The organism is Streptomyces sp. NPDC049879 (genome assembly GCF_044461265.1).
Lineage (GTDB): Bacteria > Actinomycetota > Actinomycetes > Streptomycetales > Streptomycetaceae > Streptomyces.
Genome location: NZ_JBITKT010000001.1, coordinates 237,501 through 259,311 on the forward strand (window position 1 = coordinate 237,501; position 21,811 = coordinate 259,311).

General features: G+C 74.6%; 19 protein-coding genes. 12 read left to right on the top strand and 7 right to left on the bottom strand.

The window, feature by feature from the left end:
* Positions 1–3: 3 nt before the first annotated feature.
* Entirely contained in the window at positions 4–570 is a 567-nt protein-coding gene (locus ACIBPC_RS01075) for an NUDIX hydrolase (protein WP_398840403.1), read from the bottom strand.
* Positions 567–2,018 carry a zinc-dependent metalloprotease gene (locus ACIBPC_RS01080; protein ID WP_398840404.1) on the bottom strand — a complete coding sequence of 484 codons (1,452 nt, stop codon included), beginning with the start codon at positions 2,016–2,018 and terminating at the stop codon, positions 567–569. The genes ACIBPC_RS01075 and ACIBPC_RS01080 overlap by 4 nt, the downstream gene beginning before the upstream one ends.
* A 135-nt stretch (positions 2,019–2,153) precedes the next feature.
* On the opposite strand from ACIBPC_RS01080, the gene ACIBPC_RS01085 reads away from it, so the two are divergent.
* The 4 genes from ACIBPC_RS01085 to ACIBPC_RS01100 all read left to right on the top strand — a co-directional run bounded on the left by ACIBPC_RS01085 (position 2,154) and on the right by ACIBPC_RS01100 (position 5,246).
* Positions 2,154–3,326 carry an SDR family oxidoreductase gene (locus ACIBPC_RS01085; RefSeq protein ID WP_362966014.1) on the top strand — a complete coding sequence of 391 codons (1,173 nt, stop codon included), beginning with the start codon at positions 2,154–2,156 and terminating at the stop codon, positions 3,324–3,326.
* Between the two features lie 65 nt (positions 3,327–3,391).
* Positions 3,392–3,859, top strand: a complete 468-nt coding sequence (locus tag ACIBPC_RS01090; RefSeq protein WP_362966012.1) for a molybdenum cofactor biosynthesis protein MoaE — start codon at positions 3,392–3,394, stop codon at positions 3,857–3,859.
* Between the two features lie 93 nt (positions 3,860–3,952).
* Positions 3,953–4,126: a hypothetical protein gene (locus ACIBPC_RS01095; protein ID WP_362966010.1), complete on the top strand. Its 174-nt coding sequence runs from the start codon at positions 3,953–3,955 to the stop codon at positions 4,124–4,126.
* A gap of 25 nt (positions 4,127–4,151) precedes the next feature.
* Positions 4,152–5,246 (top strand): PDZ domain-containing protein, encoded by a 1,095-nt coding sequence (locus ACIBPC_RS01100; RefSeq protein WP_398840407.1) that lies wholly within the window; start codon positions 4,152–4,154, stop codon positions 5,244–5,246.
* Between the two features lie 53 nt (positions 5,247–5,299).
* Here the strand turns inward: ACIBPC_RS01100 and ACIBPC_RS01105 are convergent, their stop codons facing one another.
* Complete coding sequence (locus tag ACIBPC_RS01105; RefSeq protein ID WP_398840409.1) at positions 5,300–5,890, bottom strand: PPA1309 family protein; 591 nt, start codon at positions 5,888–5,890, stop codon at positions 5,300–5,302.
* Positions 5,891–6,024: 134 nt separating this feature from the next.
* On the opposite strand from ACIBPC_RS01105, the gene ACIBPC_RS01110 reads away from it, so the two are divergent.
* Together ACIBPC_RS01110 and ACIBPC_RS01115 are read left to right on the top strand one after the other, a co-directional pair.
* Entirely contained in the window at positions 6,025–9,057 is a 3,033-nt protein-coding gene (locus tag ACIBPC_RS01110) for a UPF0182 family protein (protein ID WP_398841736.1), read from the top strand.
* A gap of 300 nt (positions 9,058–9,357) precedes the next feature.
* Positions 9,358–10,983, top strand: coding sequence for a tetratricopeptide repeat protein (locus ACIBPC_RS01115; protein WP_398840411.1), 1,626 nt, complete (start codon positions 9,358–9,360; stop codon positions 10,981–10,983).
* A gap of 74 nt (positions 10,984–11,057) precedes the next feature.
* Here ACIBPC_RS01115 and ACIBPC_RS01120 read toward each other — a convergent pair whose 3' ends face one another.
* Positions 11,058–11,666, bottom strand: coding sequence for a TIGR03086 family metal-binding protein (locus tag ACIBPC_RS01120; RefSeq protein WP_398840414.1), 609 nt, complete (start codon positions 11,664–11,666; stop codon positions 11,058–11,060).
* A 107-nt stretch (positions 11,667–11,773) separates the two neighbouring features.
* Here ACIBPC_RS01120 and ACIBPC_RS01125 point away from each other — a divergent pair, with 107 nt between their 5' ends.
* Complete coding sequence (locus ACIBPC_RS01125; protein ID WP_398840417.1) at positions 11,774–12,448, top strand: TetR/AcrR family transcriptional regulator; 675 nt, start codon at positions 11,774–11,776, stop codon at positions 12,446–12,448.
* A 353-nt stretch (positions 12,449–12,801) separates the two neighbouring features.
* Here the strand turns inward: ACIBPC_RS01125 and ACIBPC_RS01130 are convergent, their stop codons facing one another.
* On the bottom strand, positions 12,802–13,437 hold the full coding sequence (locus ACIBPC_RS01130) for a TetR/AcrR family transcriptional regulator (protein ID WP_362965998.1): 636 nt from the start codon (positions 13,435–13,437) through the stop codon (positions 12,802–12,804).
* A gap of 46 nt (positions 13,438–13,483) precedes the next feature.
* Between ACIBPC_RS01130 and ACIBPC_RS01135 the strand changes: the two genes are divergently transcribed.
* Genes ACIBPC_RS01135 through ACIBPC_RS01150 form a run of 4 tightly spaced genes read left to right on the top strand, consistent with a single transcriptional unit; the run spans position 13,484 to position 19,218 of the window.
* Positions 13,484–15,091, top strand: coding sequence for a carboxyl transferase domain-containing protein (locus ACIBPC_RS01135; RefSeq protein ID WP_398840419.1), 1,608 nt, complete (start codon positions 13,484–13,486; stop codon positions 15,089–15,091).
* 34 nt (positions 15,092–15,125) lie between these two features.
* Complete coding sequence (locus tag ACIBPC_RS01140) at positions 15,126–17,099, top strand: biotin carboxylase N-terminal domain-containing protein (protein WP_398841737.1); 1,974 nt, start codon at positions 15,126–15,128, stop codon at positions 17,097–17,099.
* Positions 17,096–18,043 carry a hydroxymethylglutaryl-CoA lyase gene (locus ACIBPC_RS01145; RefSeq protein ID WP_398840421.1) on the top strand — a complete coding sequence of 316 codons (948 nt, stop codon included), beginning with the start codon at positions 17,096–17,098 and terminating at the stop codon, positions 18,041–18,043. Before ACIBPC_RS01140 ends, ACIBPC_RS01145 begins: the two co-directional genes overlap by 4 nt.
* A gap of 2 nt (positions 18,044–18,045) precedes the next feature.
* Positions 18,046–19,218, top strand: a complete 1,173-nt coding sequence (locus tag ACIBPC_RS01150) for an acyl-CoA dehydrogenase family protein (protein ID WP_398840423.1) — start codon at positions 18,046–18,048, stop codon at positions 19,216–19,218.
* Positions 19,219–19,323: 105 nt separating this feature from the next.
* Here the strand turns inward: ACIBPC_RS01150 and ACIBPC_RS01155 are convergent, their stop codons facing one another.
* The gene (locus ACIBPC_RS01155) at positions 19,324–19,974 is read right to left on the bottom strand and encodes a hypothetical protein (RefSeq protein ID WP_398840425.1); all 651 of its coding nucleotides are present in this window, start codon (positions 19,972–19,974) and stop codon (positions 19,324–19,326) included.
* Between the two features lie 7 nt (positions 19,975–19,981).
* Positions 19,982–20,884: a LysR family transcriptional regulator gene (locus ACIBPC_RS01160; RefSeq protein ID WP_398840427.1), complete on the bottom strand. Its 903-nt coding sequence runs from the start codon at positions 20,882–20,884 to the stop codon at positions 19,982–19,984.
* A gap of 96 nt (positions 20,885–20,980) precedes the next feature.
* Between ACIBPC_RS01160 and ACIBPC_RS01165 the strand changes: the two genes are divergently transcribed.
* Positions 20,981–21,808, top strand: coding sequence for an oxidoreductase (locus ACIBPC_RS01165; protein ID WP_398840429.1), 828 nt, complete (start codon positions 20,981–20,983; stop codon positions 21,806–21,808).
* The last annotated feature ends 3 nt before the right edge of the window (positions 21,809–21,811 follow it).

The window sequence follows — 21,811 nt, forward strand, 5'->3', positions numbered from 1 at the left end:
CCGTCAGAGCGAACGGGCCTGCCCGGCGGCCGCCACCAGCTGCCGCGTGCGGCCGACCAGCGTACGCACCGACACGTCCGTGCCCTCCGGCAGCGCGTCCCACCCGAACCACCGCAGATCCAGCGACTCCGCACTGCGCACCGCCGCCGCACCCGCCGGAGCCACCGCCGCGTACTGCACATCCATGTGCACCGCGCAGGGCGTCACATGCCGGTCCAGCACCACCGGGCCGGGCAGCAGCCGCAACTCCCCGATGCCCGACTCCTCCCGCGCCTCACGCAACGCGGCATCCGCGAGCGTCGCGTCCCCACGCTCGCAGTGCCCGCCCGTCTGGAGCCACCGGCCGATCTTCGGATGCAGCGTCAGCAGCACCCGTCCGCCCACCGGATCGACGACCAGCGCGCTCGCCGTCACATGCCCGGCCCCGCAGGACCGCCACATGCCGTCCGGACGCGCCGCGAGATGCTCCGCGTACGCCCGCCGCAGCGCGTCCTGCGCCGCGTCCGGCGCGGCCCACTCCCGCAGGACGCGCACGGCGTCCTCCCGCAGCCCGGGAGACCCCGCCGTCACCGGCCGCCCTCGCCCTTCCCGTCACCCTCCGCCGAACCGTCCCCACGGCCGTCCCCGTCGCCGTCGCTGCCGCCGTCACTGTCCTTGTCCAGCCGCGGACCGTCCTCACCGGCCGCGTCGCCCAGCATCCGGTCCAGCTCCGAGAAGTCCAGCTGCTCCCGGTGCACGAACCCGTCCGGGTCGTCCAGGTCCTGCGCCGTCGGCAGCATGTCCGGGTGCGCCCACAGCGCGTCCCGGCCCTGCGCACCCCGCGCGTCCGTCAGCGACGCCCACAGCCGCGCCGCGTCCCGCAGCCGCCGCGGCCGCAGCTCCAGACCGATCAGCGTCGCGAACGTCTGCTCCGCCGGACCACCCGACGCCCGGCGCCGCCGCAGCGTCTCCCGCAGCGCGGACGCCGACGGCAGGTGCGGCTCCGCCGCCGCGTGCACCACCGCGTCCACCCAGCCCTCCACGAGCGCCAGCGCCGTCTCCAGACGCGCCAGCGCCGCCTTCTGCTGCGGCGTGTCCTCCGGCTGGAACAGCCCCTGCTGCAGCTTCTCCTGCAACTCCTCCGGGCGCGTCGGGTCCAGCTGCCCGACCAGGTCCTCCAGCTTCCCCGTGTCCACCTGGATGCCCCGCGCGTACCCGTCCACCGCGCCGAACAGGTGCGACCGCAGCCACGGCACATGCGTGAACAATCGCTGGTGCGCCGCCTCACGCAGCGCCAGGTACAACCGCACCTCGCGCTCCTCCACGCCAAGACCCGCCCCCAGCGCCGCGACGTTCTGCGGCAGCAGCGCCGCCTTCCCCGCCGGACCCAGCGGCAGCCCCACGTCCGTCGAGCCCACGACCTCACCGGCCAGCGCGCCCACGGCCTGCCCGATCTGCGTGCCGAACATGGCACCGCCCATCGAACGCATCATGCCGAGCAGCGGCCCGGCCATGGCCTGCATCTCCTCCGGCAGCACCTGCCCCATGGCGGCACCCACCCGCTCGGCCACCGGGTCCACCAGCTCACGCCACACCGGCAGCGTCGCCTCGACCCACTCCGCCCTGCTCCACGCCACCGCCGTGCCGGCCCCCGACGGCAGCGACGTCACCCCGTCCAGCCACAGGTCCGCCAGCCGCAGCGCCTCGTCCACCTGCGCCCGCTCGCTCGCCGCGACACTGCGGTCCTTCGACCCGTCCGGCGCGCCCTGCGCGACCGTCTGCCGGGCCACACTGCGCGCGAGGTCCCAGTTCACGGGCCCGCCCTCGTACGACAGCATCTGCCCGAGCTGCTGGAACGCGGCGCCGAGGTCCTGCGGACCCAGCTGCCCGCCCATGGAGCCGAACAGGGCCGCCAGCGGATTGTCGGCGGGGTTCTGCCCCCCACCGCCCTGTCCGCCCGGCCCGCCGCCCCGCTTCTTGTCGGGGTCGCCGTCCTCCGGATCGTTCGGCAACCCGAATCCGAATGGGAAGTCACTCACGGGAATCCTCGGCTCTATGGGGTCGGACGGAACCGACGTGCCTGTGAATCGCTGGTGCGCGCCCCCAGCCTAGACACCTCTCAGGCAGGATGGGCGTGCGCACGTCGTACCAGAATCAACCGCTGGAGAGGTCCTGTGAGTTCCCCGGAACCAGCCGTTCGCGCAGCGCGAAACGGTCCCGCCGCCCCGCTGACCGTCGCGGTCACCGGTGCCGCAGGCGGGGTCGGCGCCCTGCTCATCGAGCGGCTGCTCGCCGCACCGGACGTCCGGCGGGTCCTCGCGCTCGACGAGCGCATCGGCGACGCGAAGGGCGCCGAATGGCACACCATCGACGTCCGCGACCCCGCCATCGCCGACCTCCTGCGCACCTCGGGCGCCGCCCGCAGCCCCGCCCAGGCCACGGCCGCCCGCGACCGCGACCCCCAGGCGCCCACCGGCCCCGTGGACGTCGTCGTCCACCTCGCGCTCGACCTCGACCTGGAGGCCGACCCCGCCGCCCGCACCGCCTACAACGTGCGCGGCGCCCAGACCGTCCTCACCGCCGCCGCAGCAGCCGGGGTCAAACGCGTCGTCCTGTGCACCTCCGCCATGGTGTACGGCGCGCTGCCCGACAACGACGTGCCCCTCGCCGAGGACGCCGAACTGCGCGCCACCGCCGACGCCACCTGCGTCGGCGACCTCCTGGAGATCGAACGCCTGGCCGAACGCGCGCCCCGCGCCCACCCCGGCCTCAACGTCACCGTCCTGCGCCCCGCCGTCCTCGTCGGCGGCACCGACACCGCCCTGACGCGCTACTTCGAGTCGCCCCGCCTCCTCGTCGTCGCCGGATCCCGCCCCCGCTGGCAGTTCTGCCACGTCGAGGACCTCGTCAGCGCCCTGGAGTACGCCGTGCTCGACAAGGTCGAGGGAGAACTCGCCGTCGGCTGCGACGGCTGGCTGGAGCAGGAGGAGGTCGAGGAGCTGTCCGGCATCCGCCGCATGGAACTCCCGCCCGCCGTCGCCCTCGGCGCCGCCGCCCGCCTCCACCGCCTCGGCCTCACCCCCTCGCCCGCGGGCGACCTCGCCTACACCATGCACCCCTGGGTCGTCAGCGGCAGCAAGCTCTACGAAGCCGGCTGGCGCCCCGCCTGGACCAACGAGCGGGTCCTCGCCGAGCTGCTCGCCGAGGTCTCCGGCCGCCACACCGTCGCCGGACGCCGCCTCGGCCGCAAGGACGCCGCCACCACCCTCGGCGCCGCCGGAGCCACCGTCGCCCTCGTCGGCACCGCCGCCCTCGTCCGCCGCGCCCGCCGGGCACGCCGCCGCTGACCCCCGGCGCGCCGCCCGCCGCCGCCCACGCCCCGCACGCAGAGCCCGCCGAAGGAGCCCCGTCCATGACCGCCGCCCCCGGCCCCGACCCCATCCGCCTGCTCGCCATCCGCGACACGCCCCTGTCGGCGGACGAGGTACTGGCCGCCGTCGGGGACGACACGGCGGGCGGCACCGTCCTGTTCTCCGGCACCGTCCGCGACCACGACGGCCCGCCAGGCGGCGCCCCCGTCACCTCATTGGCCTACTCGGCGCACCCCACCGCAGACGCCACCCTCCGGCGCGTCGCCGAACAGGTCGCCGCCGCCTTCCCGGTGACCGCGCTCGCCGCCGTCCACCGCGTCGGCGACCTGCGGGTCGGCGACACCGCCGTGCTCGTCGCCGTCGCCTGCGCCCACCGCGCCGAGGCGTTCGACGCCTGCCGCCGCCTCATCGACGACCTCAAGCGCGAGGTGCCCATCTGGAAGCGGCAGCGCTTCGCCGACGGCCGCGAGGAGTGGGTGGGGGCGGGCGCCTGCGCGGCGGCCGGGTGAGCGCGCGTAGCGTACACGGGTCCGGTTGCGTAACCCGCCCTCACCGCCGAGCGTTGGGAGTACGTCGCCGATCGCCGAGGTGGGAGGTAGGTCATGGCGGTTCTCGTATGGCTGCTGATCCCCGTCGCCGGGGCTGTCCTGGCCGGTCTGTGGAGCGCGTGGGCCACACGGCGCAGTACCAACGCGCGCGGCGTGCGCGACCACGCGGGCGTGCGCGGCTACGAGGCGTTCCGCGCCGCGATGGAACGGGCCCCGGCCGACGGCTGACAGTGCCGTCACGTACTGTCAAGACATGCCACGCCGCACCGCGACGCTGCTGACGTCCACCCTGCTGCTCATAGGGCTGCTCTGCGCCGGACTGCTGATCCACGTGCCGTACGCGGAGATGTCCCCGGGACCCACGGTCAACACGCTGGGCCAGCACGACGGCGAGCCGGTCCTCAACATCGAGGGCCACGAGACGTACGACGCGTCGGGACACCTCAACATGACGACGGTGCGCGTCACCGGCATCGACTACCGGATGAACCTCCTGGAGGCCGTCGCCGGCTGGCTCTCCGACGACCGGGCCGTCGTCCCGTACCGCACGCTCTACCCGGACGACGTATCCGCCGACCAGGTCGAGCAGCAGAACGCCGAGGAGTTCACCGCCTCGCAGGAGAGCGCCAAGGTCGCGGCCCTGGAGGAACTCGGCTACGACATACCCGCCCAGACGATCGTCGGCGCGGTCGTCAAGGACAGCCCCTCGGAGGGCCGCCTCCACGCGGGCGACGCGATCCTCGCCGTGGACGGCACACCCGTCTCCGAGCCGGGCGAGGTCGCCGGGCTCGTGACGGAACACGACCCGGGCGAACCCGTCGTCTTCACCGTCGTCCCCGCCGACGAGGCGGAGGAGGCGCTGGACGCCGGGGAGCGCGTCTCGCCCGGCGACGCCGAGGACGTCACCATCACCACCGAGGCCGCCGAGGACGACGGCCGCGCCCTCGTCGGCATCCAGGCCGGGACGGCGCACATCTTCCCGTTCGACATCGACATCGAACTGGCCGACGTCGGCGGCCCCAGCGCCGGGCTGATGTTCGCGCTCGGCCTCGTGGACCGGCTCAGCCCCGGCGACCTGACCGGCGGCGAGTTCGTCGCGGGCACCGGCACCATCGACGACGAGGGGCAGGTCGGGCCGATCGGCGGCGTCTCGATGAAGGTCATCGCCGCGCGCGACGCCGGCGCCGAGTACTTCCTCACCCCCGCCGACAACTGCTCCACCGCCGCCGCCGACACCCCCGACGGGCTCACCCTGGTCGAGATCGACACGCTGGACGACGCCCTCGACGCCCTCACCGCCATCCGCGACGGACACACCGACGACCTCACCCGCTGCACCCGCGACTGAGACCGCCGGGCCCGCCCCCTGCCCGACAGACCCGCCGGTCCCGTCGGGCCCCGTCAGTCCTCGAATGTCGCCCGCAGCGCCTCCGCGAGGCCCGGCACGAGCCCCGCGCCGGTGAGCACCTCCGTCGTACTGTCCTTCTCCCGCAGCCGGATCGCCGACTCCCGGCGCCCGTCCCGCAGCACACCCACCGTCATCCGCACCTCGCGGCGCTCCGGATGCCGCGCCACCCAGTCCGACAGGTCGCGCTCGGAGAGCCCCTCGGGGATCGCCTTCTCGGCGGACGGCGGCAGCATGAGCCGCTCCACGGTCAGGGCGCAGCCGGTCACCGCGTCCGGCCAGGCGATGGTCGCGAGGAACTCGTCGAGCGGCACACCGGCCGGCAACTCGTCCTGCTCCACGGGCGTCAGATCACCCGTCTCCCGCGCCTCGCCGCCGTCGTCCTCGCCGTCCTCACCGGCGTCCAGCCGCTCGGCGAGCCCCGGCTCCTCCTCCCGCAGCCTGGCCGTGTCCACCAGCGCGAACAGCAGGGCGGGCCGGTCCCAGCCGAGTCCGGCCACGTACTCGTCGATCTCCAGAACCGCCCTGGTCAGCGCACCGGAAGCGGACGGCGGCATGGCGGTTCCCTCAGGGGATGTGTTGTCCATGGGCATATCGTGCCGTCTCACACCCCGGAAACGGGAACCGAGTAAAGCTTGAGTAAGTTAGTCGAGTGGGCCGTCTCACGGCCGGCCCGGCTTCAACCACTGCGATCTTTGAGGTGCGCACCTTGGCTTTCCAGATGCCGGACCGGGGGTCGGGCCGCGGCTCCAACGGTCCCAACGGGCCCAGAGGTCCCGGCGGTCCCGGCGGCCCAGGCGGTCCCCGGTTCAGCGTCGGGCGTCCGTCCAGAGGCGCGAAGACCCTGCTGATCACCGCGGCGATCCTGGCCGCGCTGGCCATCGGCTTCGCCATGTTCGCACAGTTCTGGACGGACTGGCTGTGGTACCGCTCGGTGGACTACACCAGCGTCTACCGCACGCAACTGCTCACCCGCACCGTCATGTTCGCCATCTTCGGCGTGGTGATGGCACTGGCCGTCGGGTTCAACATCTGGCTGGCGCACCGTCTGCGCCCGCCGCTGAGCGCGATGTCCATGGAGCAGCAGAACCTCGACCGCTACCGCATGAGCATCGCGCCCTACAAGCGGTGGGTCGTCATCGGCATCGCCCTCGTCATCGGGCTGATCGCCGGCGGTTCCGCGTCCGGCCAGTGGCGCACCTGGCTCCAGTGGGTGAACGGCACCTCGTTCGGCGTGGAGGACCCGCAGTTCCACCGGGACGTCGCGTTCTACGCGTTCGACTACCCGTTCTACCGCTTCCTGATCGGCTTCGGCTTCGCGGTCGTCGTGCTCTCCACGATCGCCGCCGCGCTGACCCACTACCTGTACGGCGGCGTGCGGCTCACCACGCCCGGCAGCCGCATCACCCCGGCCGCGACCAAGCACCTGTCGGTGCTCGTCGGCCTCTTCGTCGCGCTGAAGTCGGTGGCGTACTGGTTCGACCGCTACGGGCTCGCGCTCAAGGGCGGCGACTTCCGCAACGCGGAGGGCTGGACCGGCCTGCGCTACGTCGACGCCAACGCGTACCTGCCCGCCAAGACGATCCTCACGATCATCGCGGCGATCTGCGCGGTGCTGTTCTTCGCGGCCCTGTGGCGGCGCGGCTGGCAGCTGCCCGTCATCGGCCTCGGCCTGATGGTCCTGTCCGCCGTGCTGATCGGCGGCGTCTACCCGGCGCTCGTGCAGCAGTTCCAGGTGCGGCCGAACGAGCAGGCCAAGGAGACGCCCTACATCCAGAAGCACATGGACTCCACGATGGCGGCCTACGACATCGCGGACGCCGAGATCCAGGACTACTCGGGCGTCGGCGAGGCACAGCCCGACACCCTGCGCGACGCGGTGGGCGACACGGTCAGCATCCGCCAGCTCGACCCCAGCGTCGTGTCCCCGGCGTTCCAGCAGATCCAGCAGGTCCGCGGCTACTACAAGTTCCCCGACACGCTGGACGTGGACCGCTACACGATCGACGGCACCGAGCAGGACACCGTCATCGGCCTGCGCGAGATGGACGTCAACGAGATCCCCGAGCGCAACTGGATCAACGAGCACTTCCGCTACACCCACGGCTTCGGCGTCGTCGCGGCCAGCGGCACGACGGTGCAGGACAACGGGCAGCCGGACTTCACCGAGTTCGACCTGCCGTCCGAGGGCGAGCTGGGCGAGTACCAGCAGCGCGTCTACTTCGGTGAGTACACCACGCAGTACTCCATCGTCGGCGGCCCGCAGCGGGAGATCGACTACGCGGGCGAGGACGGCGAGGTCGAGTACAGCTACACCGGCGACTCCGGCGTCAACCTCGACAACTACCTCAACCGCGCCGCGTACGCCCTCACCATGGGCGAGCCGCAGATCCTCTACTCCGGGGCCATCGGCGAGGGTTCGCGCATCCTCTACAACCGCACGCCGAAGGAGCGCGTCGAGGCGGTCGCCCCCTGGCTGACCATCGACGGCGACCCGTACCCGGCGGTGGTGGACGGCCAGATCCAGTGGATCGTGGACGCCTACACCACCACCAACGGCTATCCGTACGCGTCGCGCACCACGCTCGGCGACGTCACCGAGACCTCGCTGACCGAGACCCAGGGCGACGTCATCGCCCAGGAGAACCAGGTCAACTACATCAGGAACTCGGTCAAGGCCACCGTCGACGCCTACTCGGGCGACGTGGTGCTGTACCAGTGGGACGAGCAGGACCCGGTCCTCAAGACCTGGATGAGCGCCTTCCCCGGCACGGTGGAGCCGCGCGACCAGATCAGCGACGAACTGCTCGACCACCTGCGCTACCCGCAGGACCTGTTCAAGGTGCAGCGCGACCTGCTCCAGCGCTACCACGTGGACGACGCCGACCAGTTCTACAGCGGCTCGGAGCGCTGGGAGGTGCCGGACGACCCGACGCACCAGGGCCAGTCCGTCCCGCCGTACTACCTGAGCATGCGGATGCCGGGACAGGACCAGCGGGTCTTCTCGCTGACGACGACGTTCACCCCGCTCAACCGCGACACCCTGGCCGCCTACATGGCGGTCGAGGCGGACGCGAGATCCGACGACTACGGCACGATGCGGGTCCTCACCCTCCCGTCGAACACGACGGTGTGGGGTCCGCAGCAGGTGCAGAGCCGGTTCAACTCCGATCCGGACATCGCGACCGAGATCAACCTGCTCCAACGGGGTGATTCCGAGGTCGAGTACGGCAACCTGCTGACCGTGCCCCTGGAAGGCGGACTGCTCTACGTCGAGCCGGTCTACGTGCGTGGAGCGAGCACCAACTACCCGCTGCTGCGCAAGGTCTTGGTCACCTACGGTGAGGAGACCGCCTTCGAGGACAGCCTGTCGGAGGCCCTGGACGTGGTCTTCGGGGTCACTGAATCGGGTGAGGAACCGCCACCTGAGGAACCGGGCGGGGGCGAGGAGCCACCGGAGGGCGGCGACGAACTCCAGGACGCCATCCAGGAGGCCCAGGAAGCCCTGGAGGACGCCCAGCAGTCGTGGGACGAGGCGCAGGAGCGGCTCTCCGACGCCCTCGACCGCCTCGCCGAGGCCCAGGGCGGTGACGCCGCCGACGGTGGCGCCGACACCGGCGGCGACACGGGTGACACCGGCGCCGACGGCGGCGCGGGCGAGGGCGACCAGGGCAACGACGGGAACGGCGACACCGCCGACACCGGCGAGCCCGGCGGCGAGGAACAGGACGGCGGCGGAGGCGGCAGCGCCTGACGCCTGACACCGGCGCCTGACACACAGTGAAGGACCCGGGGCCCCGCCGCCCCGGGTCCTTCGTCATGTCACCTGCATGGAGACGTCAACTTTGGGCATCTGTTCGGCGGTTGCCCCGCGTCCGCGCTGACCTGCGTTGTCAGTGGCGGGCGGCATACTGCGTGACGACTCCGGGAAACCCCCGCCGGAAACGGCGTTTGGGTGTTTCCATATCGGGAAGTCGATAAACCGCTGAAGTGACTTCACTGGCTGCGGTATACCAGGTGTACGCAGGTTTCAGGTGGTGCGACTATGGACCTTATGGGGGACAAGGTTAGGTTCGAGAGCAGCCGCACGGCCGCGCTCGAGGGTGCACGGTTGTTGCGCCTGGGCGATCCCGACCGCGCGGAGGCGCCCTTGCGCGCCGCCGCGGTGGACGGTGAGCGGTCCGCGGCCAACAACCTGGGGGTCCTGCTGCACGGCTGCGGCCGGGTGGACGAGGCGGCGGAGTGGTGGCGCATCGCCGCCGTCGCCGGCTCCGCCCCGGCCGCCTACGCCCTGGGCCGCCACCACCGCGAGCGCGGCGACGAGGCGGCGGCCGAGTACTGGCTGCGGCAGGCCGCCGAGTCCGGCCACGCCTCCGGCGCCTACGCCCTGGCCGACCTGCTGGAGCACCGCGGCGCCCCCGACGCCCGCGACTGGTTCCGCGCCGCGGCCGAGGGCGGCCACCGCGAGGCGGCCTACCGGTACGGGACGCTCGTCGCGCGCCGTGACGCCGCCGCGGCCGAGCCGTGGTTCCGGCAGGCCGCGGCGCGCGGCCACCGCCGTGCCGCGCTGCGCCTCGGCGGGCTGCTGGAGGAGCGCGGCGAGGCCACCGAGGCCGGCCGCTGGTACCTGGAGGCCGCCGAGGCGGGCGAGGTCCGCGCGGCCAGCGCCCTGGGCTTCCTGCTGCGCGACGCGGGCGACGAGGTGTCCGCCGAACGCTGGTGGTGGCGCGCCGCCCGCGATGGCGACGGCCCCGCGGCCAACGCCCTGGGCGCCCTGCACGCCGAGCGCGGCGAGCGCCAGGAGGCGCACCGCTGGTACCGGGCCGCGCTCGACGCGGGCGACATGAACGGCGCGTTCAACCTGGCGCTGCTCTGCGCCGAGCAGGGCCGCACGGCCCAGGCCGAGCAGTGGTACCGGCGCGCGGCCTACGCCGGGCACCGCGAGGCGGCCAACGCCCTCGCCGTCCTGCTGCTCCAGCGGGGCGACGCGGACGGCGCCGAGCCGTGGTTCTCGAAGGCGGCCGAGGCGGGCAGCGTGGACGCCGCCTTCAACCTCGGCATCCTGCACGCGGGCCGGGGCGAGACCGAGCGCGCGCGGCACTGGTACGAGCAGGCCGCCACCGCCGGGCACGCCGAGGCGGCGCTCCAGGTCGCCGTCGGGCTGCTGCGCGACGGCGGCGACGCGGACTCGGAGCGTGCCGAGACGTACCTGCGGCAGGCCGCCGAGGGCGACAGCGTGGAGGGCGCCTTCCGGCTGGCCGTGCTGCTGGAGCGGCGCGGCGAGCCGGAGTCGGGCCGCTGGTACGAGCGGGCCGCCGAGCAGGGGCACCGCCGCGCGCAGGTCAAGGTGGGCATGCGGGCCGCGGCGCGGGACGACATCGTCGAGGCCGCGCGGTGGTACCGCTCGGCCGCCGAGGCGGGCAGCCGCAACGGCGCGTTCAATCTCGGCCTGCTCCTCGCCCGCGAGGGCAGCGAGCCGGAGGCCGCCCTGTGGTGGCGCCGGGCGGCGGAGGCCGGGCACGGCCGCGCCGCGCTGCGCCTGGCGCTGCTCGCCTCGCACCGGGGCGACCTGGCGGAGGGCGGCACGTGGTGCACGCGCGCCATGGAGCTCGGCCCCGCCGAGGTCACCGAGCGCGCGGCCCGGCTGCGCGACGCGCTGCGCCAGGAACTGACGGCCTGACGCCCTGACACCCGACGGCACGGGAGGGCCCCGGCGGACGATCCGCCGGGGCCCTCCGCGTTCCCGTCCCGCCGTCAGGCGCCGGGCGTCCAGCGCGGGTCGCGGCCGAGGAAGCGCAGCAGCCCTTCGGCGGCGTCCTCGCCCGCCACCGGCTCCAGCGCGGGCGCGTACGCGCCGTACTGCCGCAGCGGCTCGACGAACGACGGCGCGATCTCCCGCAGCGGCTCCGCCACACCCGGCGTCAGCGGGCTCGCCTGCCCCGTCGCGACGGCGATGTCCCAGGCGTGGACGGCCGCGTCCAGCGCGCACATCGCGGCGACCACGGGCCGCGGGAACGCGTGCGGCGGGATCGGGCTCGCCACCTCCCCGGCGTCGGCGGGCACCCGCGCCCAGGCCGCCGCGGCGGCGTCGAGGGCGGGCCGCAGCAGGGCGTCGGGGGTCCCGCCGAGCCGCCCCGAGGGGGTGAACGGGTCGTCCTCGGGCCCTGGGCCGCCGGTGAGGGCCGAGGCGAACGCGAGCTGGTCGCCCGCCGCGTGCTGGAGCACGTGGGTGACGGTCCATCCGGCGCACGGGGTGGGCAGCCCCCAGCCGTCCGCCGGGACGGCGGCGGTGACGTCGCGCAGGGCCGCGTGGGCGGCGGAGACGACGGCGGTCCAGTCGGTGCGGGCGGCGGTCTCGCTCATGGTGCGCTCTTTTCCGTGGCCGGGCGGCAGATCAGAACGGAACGTTCTGTTCTGATGAGAAGCTTAGCAGAACAGACCATTCCGTTCCAATGGGTAGAGTGGGCGGCATGCCCCGACAGCCCGCACCCCCGCCGGAGCCGACGACCGCCCTGTCCGGCCGCCGCGCCCAGGCGGCCCGCAACGACGTCGCGATCCTCGAAGCCGCCCGCGACGTCCTCCTCGCCGACCCCGGCGCCCCCGTCTCCGCCGTCGCCACCGCCGCCGGTGTCGGCATCAGCGCCCTCTACCGCCGCTACGGCAACAAGGAGGGCCTCCTGCGCCGCCTGTGCCACGACGGCCTGCGCCGCTACCTCGCCGAGGCCGAGGCCGCCCTCGCCGACCCCGACGGCTGGCGCGCCCTCACCGGCTTCCTCGCCCGCGTCGTCGAGGCCGACGTCCACTCCCTGACCGTCCGCTTCGCGGGCACCTTCACCCCCACACCGGAGATGCGCGAGGACGCCAGGCGGTCCGGGGCCGTCGCCGCCGAACTCGTCGCACGCGCCCACGGCTCGGGCCGCCTGCGCCCCGACGCCGGTACGTCCGACATCGCGCTCGTGCTGGAGAGCTGCGCCGCCGTCCGCGGCGCCGACCCCGCCCGCACGGCGCAGCTGCGCAGCCGCTGCCTCGCCCTGCTGACCGCCGGTCTGGCGAGCCGCGAGCCCGCCGAACTGCCGGGCCCGCCGCCCGCGCCCGACGAGTTCATCCGCCGCTGGCGCGACACCCCCGGCGGCCACGGCGCCTGAGGTTCGTCTCCCGGGGTTTGCCGGGTCGGGCCGCGTTCGTCGAATGCCATCGCAAGGCGGGGCATCGCGGCCCGTACCCGGTTCGTACTCTTCGCGAGGCGACAACGCGGCGAGGCTCCCCCAGGCCCGAGGGAGCCTGGGAGGTGCCCCCGTGCCGGCGGAGCGTGCCAGGAAGATCCGGAAGACGGACCCCGGGGCTCGTCCTCACAGGGGACGTCCGGCCGCTCGCGGTGTCCGGTCCGTGCGATCGCCAGGCACCGGATCGTCCGCGTACCGGGCGTGCCAGGGCGATTCGGCAACGCGGCGAGCGTGCCCGCCCCGGGACACCACCCGGCCGCCGGGCCGGGGGAGCGTCACGAGCAGGGCGCCCCCTGAGGAGACGGCCCCTGGTCCCCCTCGGCCGCCGCCCGCAGCGCCCCGTGCGCCATCCGCCGCAGCAGCGCCGCCGTCTCCTCGCGGGACGGCAGCGCGCTCGGCCGCGACAGGCGCGGCGTCGAGTTGAGCAGCCCGAACACCGCGTGCACCGCCGCCCGCGCCACCGGCTCCGCCAGCCCCCCGTACGCCCGCTGCACCACGCCCACCCACAGCTCCACGTACTGCCGCTGGAGCTGCCGCACCCGCCTGCGCTCCGCCTCCGGCAGCCGGTCCAGCTCCCGGTCGTGCAGCGTGATCAGCGCCCGGTCGTCGAGCGCGAAGTCGATGTGCCCTCCGATCAGCGCGTCCAGCGCCTCCGCCGCCGGGCGGCCCGCCTCCTCCGCCTCCCGTACGCGCTGCTCGCCGCCGTCCCGCAGGCGGCTGCTGATGCCGACGAGCAGCTCGGTCAGCATCGCGTCCTTGCCGGGGAAGTGCCGGTAGAGCGCGGGCCCGCTGATGCCGACGGCGGCCCCTATCTCGTCCACGCCGACACCGTGGAAGCCCCGCTCGGCGAAGAGGCGGGAGGCCTCGCGCAGGATCTGGCGGCGGCGGGGGCTGGGGGCGTGGGTGGTCATGTCCCGCATTGTAGACAGGCCGGTTAGCGAGCGTTAACCTGGCGCCATGCGGCAGGCAGCACCGGTGCTGAGCAGTACCGCCGACCCGGCGGCCGACACGTACGCGGCGAATGCCGCGGCCCATCGCGAACTGGCCGCGCGGCTGCGGGAGAGACTGACGACCGCCCGCCTCGGCGGCGGCGAACGCGCCCGCGCCCGCCATCTCGCGCGCGGCAAGCTCCTCCCGCGCGACCGGGTGGACGCCCTCCTCGACCCCGGCTCCCCGTTCCTGGAGATCGCCCCCCTGGCCGCCGACGGCCTCTACGAGGGCCAGGCGCCCGCCGCCGGGGTGATCGCGGGCATCGGGCGGGTCAGCGGCCGGGAGACCGTCGTCATCGCCAACGACGCGACGGTCAAGGGCGGCACGTACTTCCCGATGACCGTCAAGAAGCACCTGCGCGCCCAGGAGATCGCCCTCGACAACCGCCTGCCCTGCGTCTACCTCGTCGACTCGGGCGGCGCCTACCTGCCGCTGCAGGACGAGGTGTTCCCCGACCGCGACCACTTCGGCCGCATCTTCTACCACCAGGCCCGCATGTCCGCCGCCGGGATCCCGCAGATCGCCGCCGTCCTCGGCTCCTGCACGGCGGGCGGCGCGTACGTCCCCGCGATGAGCGACGAGGCCGTCATCGTGCGCGGCCAGGGCACGATCTTCCTCGGCGGCCCGCCGCTGGTGAAGGCCGCCACCGGCGAGGTCGTCACCGCCGAGGAACTGGGCGGCGGCGAGGTCCACGCGAAGGTCTCCGGCGTCACCGACCACCTCGCCGAGGACGACGCGCACGCGCTGCGCACCGTACGCGGCATCGTCGCCACCCTGCCCGCGCGCGGCCCGCTGCCGTGGTCCGTCGAGCCGGTGGAGGAGCCCGCCGCCGACCCGGCCGGGCTGTACGGGGTGGTGCCCGCCGATCCGCGTACGCCGTACGACGTCCGCGAGGTGATCGCGCGGCTGGTGGACGGCTCGCGCTTCGCCGAGTTCAAGGCCGAGTACGGGCCGACGCTCGTCACCGGCTTCGCCCGCCTGCACGGCCACCCGGTCGGCGTCGTCGCCAACAACGGCATCCTCTTCTCCGAGTCCGCCCAGAAGGGCGCCCACTTCATCGAGCTGTGCGACCAGCGCGGCATCCCGCTGCTCTTCCTCCAGAACATCTCCGGCTTCATGGTCGGCCGCGCCTACGAGGCGGGCGGCATCGCCAAGCACGGCGCCAAGATGGTGACGGCCGTCGCCTGCGCCCGCGTCCCCAAGCTGACCGTCGTCATCGGCGGCTCCTACGGCGCGGGCAACTACTCGATGTGCGGCCGGGCCTACTCGCCCCGCTTCCTGTGGATGTGGCCGAACGCGCGGATCTCCGTCATGGGCGGCGAGCAGGCCGCGTCCGTCCTCGCCACCGTCCGCCGCGACCAGGACCCGGACTGGAGCGCCGAGGCGGAGGAGGAGTTCAAGGCCCCGATCCGCGCCCGCTACGAGGCCACGGGCAACGCCTACTACGCCACCGCGCGCCTGTGGGACGACGGGATCATCGACCCGCTGGAGACCCGCACCGTCCTCGGCCTCGCCCTGACCGCCTGTGCCAACGCGCCGCTGCCCGACAGCCGCTTCGGCGTCTTCCGGATGTGAGGAGGCGCGCGTGACGAGAGGGGAACGACCACCGATGTTCGACACCGTGCTCGTCGCCAACAGGGGCGAGATCGCCGTCCGCGTCATCAGGACGCTGCGCCGCCTCGGCATCACCGCCGTCGCCGTCCACAGCGACGCCGACGCCGGTGCCCGCCACGTCCGCGAGGCCGACACCGCCGTCCGCATCGGCCCGGCCCGCGCCGCCGACAGCTACCTGTCCGCCGAACGCCTCCTGGAGGCCGCCGCCCGCAGCGGCGCCCAGGCGATCCACCCCGGCTACGGGTTCCTGGCGGAGAACGCCGCGTTCGCCCGCGCCGTCGAGGCGGCGGGGCTCACGTTCGTCGGCCCGCCCGCCGGTGCCATCGAGGCCATGGGCGACAAGATCCGCGCCAAGCGCCTCGCGGCGGACGGCGGCGTGCCCGTCGTCCCCGGCACGCCGGACGGCGACCTGTCGGACGCCGCGCGCGACCCCGGCTTCCCGCTGCTCCTCAAGCCGTCCGCCGGGGGCGGCGGCAAGGGCATGCGGCTGGTCCGCGACCCGGAGCGGCTGGCCGACGAGATCGCCGCCGCGCGCCGCGAGGCGCGCGCCGCGTTCGGCGACGACACGCTGCTGGCCGAGCGGTGGATCGACCGGCCCCGGCACATCGAGATCCAGGTCCTCGCCGACGCGCACGGCGGCGCGGTCCACCTCGGCGAGCGCGAGTGCTCGCTCCAGCGGCGCCACCAGAAGATCGTGGAGGAGGCGCCGAGCCCGCTGCTCGACCCGGCGACGCGCGCCGCGATGGGCGAGGCGGCCGTACGCGCCGCACGCCGCTGCGGCTACCGGGGCGCGGGCACGGTCGAGTTCATCGTGCCGGGCGACGACCCCGGCACGTTCTTCTTCATGGAGATGAACACCCGCCTCCAGGTCGAACACCCCGTCACCGAACTCACCACCGGGCTCGACCTCGTCGAGTGGCAGCTGCGGATCGCCGCAGGGGAGCCCCTGCCGTTCACGCAGGACGACGCGCCCACCGCCCGGGGCCACGCCGTGGAGGCCAGGATCTACGCGGAGAGCCCCCGGCTGGACTTCCTGCCGTCGTCCGGGCCCGTCCTGCTGCTGCGCGAACCGGCGGGGGAGGGCGTACGCGTCGACTCCGGGCTGCTCGCGGGCACCGAGGTCGGCACGGACTACGACCCCATGCTCGCCAAGGTCGTCGCCCACGGCCCCGACCGGCCCACCGCGCTGCGCCGCCTGCGGACCGCGCTCGCCGGGACGGCCGTGCTCGGCCTGGAGACCAACACCGGCTTCCTCCGCCGCCTCCTGGCCCACCCCGACGTGGCGGCCGGCACGTTCGACACCGGCCTCGTGGACCGCGAACGCGCCGCCCTCGCCCCCGCGGACCCGCCCGACGCGGCGTACGCGGCCGCCGCCCTCCTCGCCCACGACGCGCTCGCCCCGGCGCCCGGCGGCTGGACCGACCCGTTCGCCGTCCCGTCCGGCTGGCGCCTCGGCGGCGAGGCGGCCTGGACCGCCCGTACGTGGCGCGTGCCGGGCGGCGAGCCCGTGACCGTACGGGTGCGGCCGGGGGAGGCGCGCGTCGGCGACGCCCCCGCCGAGCCCGCCCGGCTGCTGCCCGGCGACCCGGGCACGGTCCGCGTGCAGTACGGCGGCGTCACCCACACGTTCTCCCACGCGCCCGGCCCCGGCGGTCCCTGGCTCGGCCGCGACGGCGACGCCTGGCACCTGCGGGAGCACGACCCCGTGACGGCCGCCGGGGGCGCGCGCCCCGGGACCGCCGACGCCCTGCGCGCGCCCATGCCCGGCACGGTCACCGTCGTCAAGGCGGCCGTCGGCGACCCGGTGCGCGCCGGGCAGAGCCTGCTCGTCGTGGAGGCCATGAAGATGGAGCACGTCGTCACCGCCCCGTACGACGGCACGCTCACCGAGCTGCACGTCACGGCGGGCGCCACCGTCGCCATGGACCAGCCGCTCGCCGTCGTCACCGCGCCGCAGGAGGGCCCGTGAGCACCCCCGCGCCGTCCCCCGTGCCCGCCCCGGGGCTGCCCGCGCGCGTGCGCATCCACGAGGTCGGGCCGCGCGACGGCCTGCAGAACGAGGCGGCCGTCGTCCCGGTCGCGGTGAAGGCCGAGTTCATCCACCGCCTCGCCGCCGCCGGGCTCACCACGATCGAGGCGACCAGCTTCGTCCACCCGGGGCGCGTCCCCCAACTCGCCGACGCCGACGAGCTGTACGGCATGCTTGGCGACCTCACCGGCACCGGCGTCCGCCTGCCCGTCCTCGTGCCGAACGAGCGCGGCCTCGACCGCGCCCTCGCGCGCGGCGTCCGCGAGATCGCCGTCTTCGCCAGCGTCACCGAGTCCTTCGCGCGGGCCAACCTCGGCCGGGGCGTGGAGGAGTCGCTCGCCATGTTCGCGCCCGTCGTGGCCCGCGCCACCGGCGCCGGGGTGCCCGTGCGCGGCTACCTGTCGATGTGCTTCGGCGACCCGTGGGAGGGCGACGTGCGCCCGGCCCAGGTCACCGCCGTCGCCCGCCGCCTGCTCGACATGGGCTGCGCCGAACTCAGCCTTGGCGACACCATCGGCGTCGCCACCCCGGGACAGGTCACCGCGCTGCTCGCCGCCCTCGACGCGGCGGGCGTCCCGGCCGACCGCCTCGCTGTCCACTTCCACGACACGTACGGCCAGGCCCTCGCCAACACCCTGACCGCCCTGCGGCACGGCGTCACCACCGTCGACGCCGCCGCCGGGGGGCTCGGCGGCTGCCCGTTCGCGAAGTCCGCCACCGGCAACCTCGCCACCGAGGACCTGCTGTGGATGCTGCGCGGCCTCGGCATCGAGACCGGCGTGGACCTCGACCGGCTCGCCGCCACCAGCCGCTGGATGGCCGCACACCTCGGCCGCCCCAGCCCCTCCCGCACCGTACGCGCTCTCGCACCCGAGGAGTCCTGACGATGCCCCTTGACCACCGCCTCAGCCCCGAGCACGAGGAACTGCGCCGGACGGTCGAGGCGTTCGCCCACGACGTCGTCGCCCCCCGGATCGCCGAGCACTACGAGAACCACACGTTCCCCTACGACATCGTGCGCGAGATGGGCCGCATGGGGCTGTTCGGCCTGCCGTTCCCCGAGGAGTACGGCGGCATGGGCGGCGACTACCTCGCGCTGTGCCTGGCCCTGGAGGAACTGGCCCGCGTCGACTCGTCCGTGGCCATCACCCTGGAGGCGGGCGTCTCGCTCGGCGCGATGCCGATCCACCGCTTCGGCACGGAGGAGCAGAAACGCGCCTGGCTGCCGCGCCTGTGCAGCGGCGAGGCGCTCGGCGCGTTCGGCCTGACCGAGCCGGGCTGCGGCTCCGACGCGGGCGGCACGCGCACCACCGCCGTCCTCGACGGGGACAGCTGGGTCATCAACGGCACCAAGAGCTTCATCACCAACTCGGGCACCGACATCACCGGCCTGATCACCGTCACCGCCGTCACCGCGCTGCCGGACGGCGGGCGCGGCATCTCCGCCATCATCGTCCCGGCGGGCACGCCGGGGCTCACCGTCGCGCCGCCCTACTCCAAGGTCGGCTGGAACGCCTCGGACACCCACGAGCTGTCCCTCGCCGACGTCCGCGTCCCCGCCGCCAACCTGCTCGGCGAACCGGGCAGGGGCTACGCGCAGTTCCTCCGCATCCTGGACGAGGGCCGCATCGCGATCTCCGCCCTCGCGACGGGCCTCGCCCAGGGCTGCGTGGACGAGTCGGTGCGGTACGCGGGGGAGCGGGAGGCGTTCGGCCGCCCCATCGGCGACAACCAGGCGATCCAGTTCAAGCTGGCCGACATGGAGACGCGCGCCCACACCGCCCGCGTCGCCTGGCGCGACGCCGCATCCCGCCTGCTGGCCGGCGAACCGTTCAAGAAGGCCGCCGCCATCGCCAAGCTGCACTCCTCGGACGTCGCCGTCGTCAACGCCCGCGAGGCCACCCAGATCCACGGCGGCTACGGCTTCATGAACGAGTACCCCGTCGCCCGCATGTGGCGCGACGCGAAGATCCTGGAGATCGGCGAGGGCACGAGCGAGGTGCAGCGGATGCTGATCGCACGGGAACTGAGAGTCCCGTACGCCGCGTCACGCAGTTGACACAGCGGCGCGCGGAGGCCATCCGCGCGTTCGCCGGGGACTTCGTCGCCGGGCTCAAGGAGGCCAAGGGCTGCGAGGTCTGACGGCCGTCCCCGCCGGGTGGTGTCAGCCGCTCGCGTTCTCGGGGTCCACCGGGTCGACGGGGGCGCCGTCGCCGTTCGCGGGGAGGTCGCCGCGTTCGACCGGGGTGCCGTCGTCGTCGGGGGCGTCGGGGAGTGTCGCGGCCAGTTCCTCCGCGTCCGCCTGGTGCGCCGCCTCCAGCGCCGCGTCCAGCGCCTCGGCGGGTACGGACGTGTCGCCCGCGACCGTGATCAGGCGGCCGTCCTCGACGCGCGCCCGCAGTTCGCCCGACGCGTCCGACGACGCGGTCCACACGCCGCCGTCCGTGGCGCAGAACCAGCCCTCGCCGCCGGTGAGGACGGGGCACAGGTCCTCGGTGTCCCGCGGCGCGTGGTCCACCGTCAGGTGCAGCACCGCCCCGCTCGCGTCCGTGTAACTGCTCTGGAAGCCGCTCGCGTTGAGCGGTCCCACCGACTGGACGGCCAGGGTGAAGCCGGGCGCCTCCGTCACGTAGACCATGTCCACCGTCGTGTCCAGCGCCGCCGCGCGCGCCACCAGCGCCTCGTCCACGGGCTCGTCCGCGGCGCCTGTCCCGGCCGACCTCCCCGTGCCGTCCTCCTCGCCGCAGGCCGCCAGGCCCAGCAGCGGCAGTGCGAGCAGCGGTATGACAGCGATGCGGCGCCCCGTACGTCTCATGCGGACATCATGCGATACGCGGCGCCGTGACCTGGCGGCAGGCCTCGGCGTAGCGGCGTACGAGGGGCCGGGTGTCGTCCGCCCGCCAGGCCAGCGCCAGCCTGCTGGGGGAGAGGCCCTCCACGGGCCGCACGGCGACGCCGTCCCGCGCGAGCAGCGGCGCGTTGCCCTCCGCGAGCAGCACGACGCCCCGGCCGTCCACCAGCGCCTCGTACGTCTCGTCGGGGCCCGACACGACGGCGCCGATCCGCACGGGCCGCCCGCCGCGCGCCTCGGGCGCCAGCCAGTGCTCCCGCAGCGCGCCCGCCTCCTCCGGCAGGGCGAGGAACGGCTCGTCCAGCAGGTCCGCCATGGACACGCGCTCCCCGGCGGCCAGCGGATGCGCCTGCGGCAGGGCCACGAACCGCTGCTCCTCGGCCACCACCAGCCAGCCGTACCTGGCCGGTTCCGGCAGGGGCAGCCAGACGTACGCGAGGTCGCTCGACCCGTCCGCCAGCCCGGCCGTGGGGTCCTCCCAGCCGACCTGCCGTAGCCGCAGCCCCGCCCCGGGCGCGGCGGCCGTGAACCGCGACCTGACGGCCGGCAGCAGCCCGCCACGGCCCGGGCTGGTGGACATGCCGATCACCAGCGTGGCCCGCTGCTCGGCCAGGGCCGCCGCGACGGCCGACCGCCCGGCGTCCCAGTCGGCCAGGACGCGGCGGGCGTGCGGCAGCAGCGCGGTGCCGACGGGCGTCAGGCGTACGTCGCCCCTGCCGCGCGTGAAGAGGGGTGCGCCGAGCTGCCGCTCCAGGGCGCGGATCTGCTTGCTGAGCGCGGGCTGCGAGACGTACAGCCGTTCGGCCGCACGGGTGAAGTGCAGCTCCTCGGCCACTGTCACGAAGTACCGCAGGTCCCGCCCGTGCACGTCCATGCCCTTTGGTTATCACCGCAGGTCTTGGACGGGCAAGGGGCGGCGGGGCGAGGGTGGTGGTCAGCCGGGGGAGCCCCGGGGACGAAGGAGGAGCACATGGGCGAGGTCTGGTTCATCACCGGCGCGAACAGCGGTTTCGGGCGCGCGATCGCCGAGGCGGCCGTCGCCGCCGGGCACGTGGTGGTCGCCGCCGCGCGCCGCCAGGAGACCGTCGCGGACCTGGTCGCGGCCCACCCCGACCGGGTGGAGGCGGTCACGCTGGACGTGACCGACGAGCCGGGGATCAGGGCCGTCGTCGCCGACGTGCTGGCGCGGCACGGCCGCATCGACGTCCTGGTCAACAACGCGGGCCGCACGCACGTCGGCGCCTTCGAGGAGACGACCCAGGAGGAGCTGCGCGACCTGTTCGAGGTGCACCTGTTCGGCCCGGCCGAGCTGACCCGGGCGGTCCTGCCGTCCATGCGCGCACGCGGCTCGGGCGCGGTCGTGCAGCTCAGCAGCTTCGGCGGGCAGGCGACGTTCGCGGGCTTCTCGGCGTACAGCGCGACGAAGTTCGCCCTGGAGGGCATGTCGGAGGCGCTGGCCCAGGAGGTGGCGCCGCACGGCGTCAAGGTGCTGCTCGTGGAGCCCGGCGCGTTCCGCACCTCCCTGTTCGCCAACCTCAGCGCGAGCACGGGCCTGCCCGCGTACGAGGCGACCGTCGGGCCGACCCGCCGGATGGCCGCGGCGGGCGACGGCACCCAGCCGGGCGACCCCGCCAAGGCCGCCGCCGCGATCCTGGCGGCCCTGCGCGCGGCGGACACGCCGCTGCGCCTGCCGCTGGGCGCGGACGCCGTGGACGCCATCCGCGGGCACCTCGGCCAGGTGGGCGCGGAGCTGGACACCTGGGAGGCGACGGCGCGCGCGACCGCGTTCGACGCCTGATCC

What these genes read in the sequence shown, in the direction of transcription:
- ACIBPC_RS01090 (WP_362966012.1), top strand. Translation starts at nt 3,392, where the DNA reads ATGACCGCCGCCCCCGGCCCCGACCCCATCCGCCTGCTCGCCATCCGC.
- ACIBPC_RS01095 (WP_362966010.1), top strand. Translation starts at nt 3,953, where the DNA reads ATGGCGGTTCTCGTATGGCTGCTGATCCCCGTCGCCGGGGCTGTCCTG.
- ACIBPC_RS01100 (WP_398840407.1), top strand. Translation starts at nt 4,152, where the DNA reads ATGCCACGCCGCACCGCGACGCTGCTGACGTCCACCCTGCTGCTCATA.
- ACIBPC_RS01105 (WP_398840409.1), bottom strand. Translation starts at nt 5,890, where the DNA reads ATGGACAACACATCCCCTGAGGGAACCGCCATGCCGCCGTCCGCTTCC.
- ACIBPC_RS01110 (WP_398841736.1), top strand. Translation starts at nt 6,025, where the DNA reads ATGCCGGACCGGGGGTCGGGCCGCGGCTCCAACGGTCCCAACGGGCCC.
- ACIBPC_RS01115 (WP_398840411.1), top strand. Translation starts at nt 9,358, where the DNA reads ATGGGGGACAAGGTTAGGTTCGAGAGCAGCCGCACGGCCGCGCTCGAG.
- ACIBPC_RS01120 (WP_398840414.1), bottom strand. Translation starts at nt 11,666, where the DNA reads ATGAGCGAGACCGCCGCCCGCACCGACTGGACCGCCGTCGTCTCCGCC.
- ACIBPC_RS01125 (WP_398840417.1), top strand. Translation starts at nt 11,774, where the DNA reads ATGCCCCGACAGCCCGCACCCCCGCCGGAGCCGACGACCGCCCTGTCC.
- ACIBPC_RS01130 (WP_362965998.1), bottom strand. Translation starts at nt 13,437, where the DNA reads ATGACCACCCACGCCCCCAGCCCCCGCCGCCGCCAGATCCTGCGCGAG.
- ACIBPC_RS01135 (WP_398840419.1), top strand. Translation starts at nt 13,484, where the DNA reads ATGCGGCAGGCAGCACCGGTGCTGAGCAGTACCGCCGACCCGGCGGCC.
- ACIBPC_RS01140 (WP_398841737.1), top strand. Translation starts at nt 15,126, where the DNA reads ATGTTCGACACCGTGCTCGTCGCCAACAGGGGCGAGATCGCCGTCCGC.
- ACIBPC_RS01150 (WP_398840423.1), top strand. Translation starts at nt 18,046, where the DNA reads ATGCCCCTTGACCACCGCCTCAGCCCCGAGCACGAGGAACTGCGCCGG.
- ACIBPC_RS01155 (WP_398840425.1), bottom strand. Translation starts at nt 19,974, where the DNA reads ATGAGACGTACGGGGCGCCGCATCGCTGTCATACCGCTGCTCGCACTG.
- ACIBPC_RS01160 (WP_398840427.1), bottom strand. Translation starts at nt 20,884, where the DNA reads ATGGACGTGCACGGGCGGGACCTGCGGTACTTCGTGACAGTGGCCGAG.
- ACIBPC_RS01165 (WP_398840429.1), top strand. Translation starts at nt 20,981, where the DNA reads ATGGGCGAGGTCTGGTTCATCACCGGCGCGAACAGCGGTTTCGGGCGC.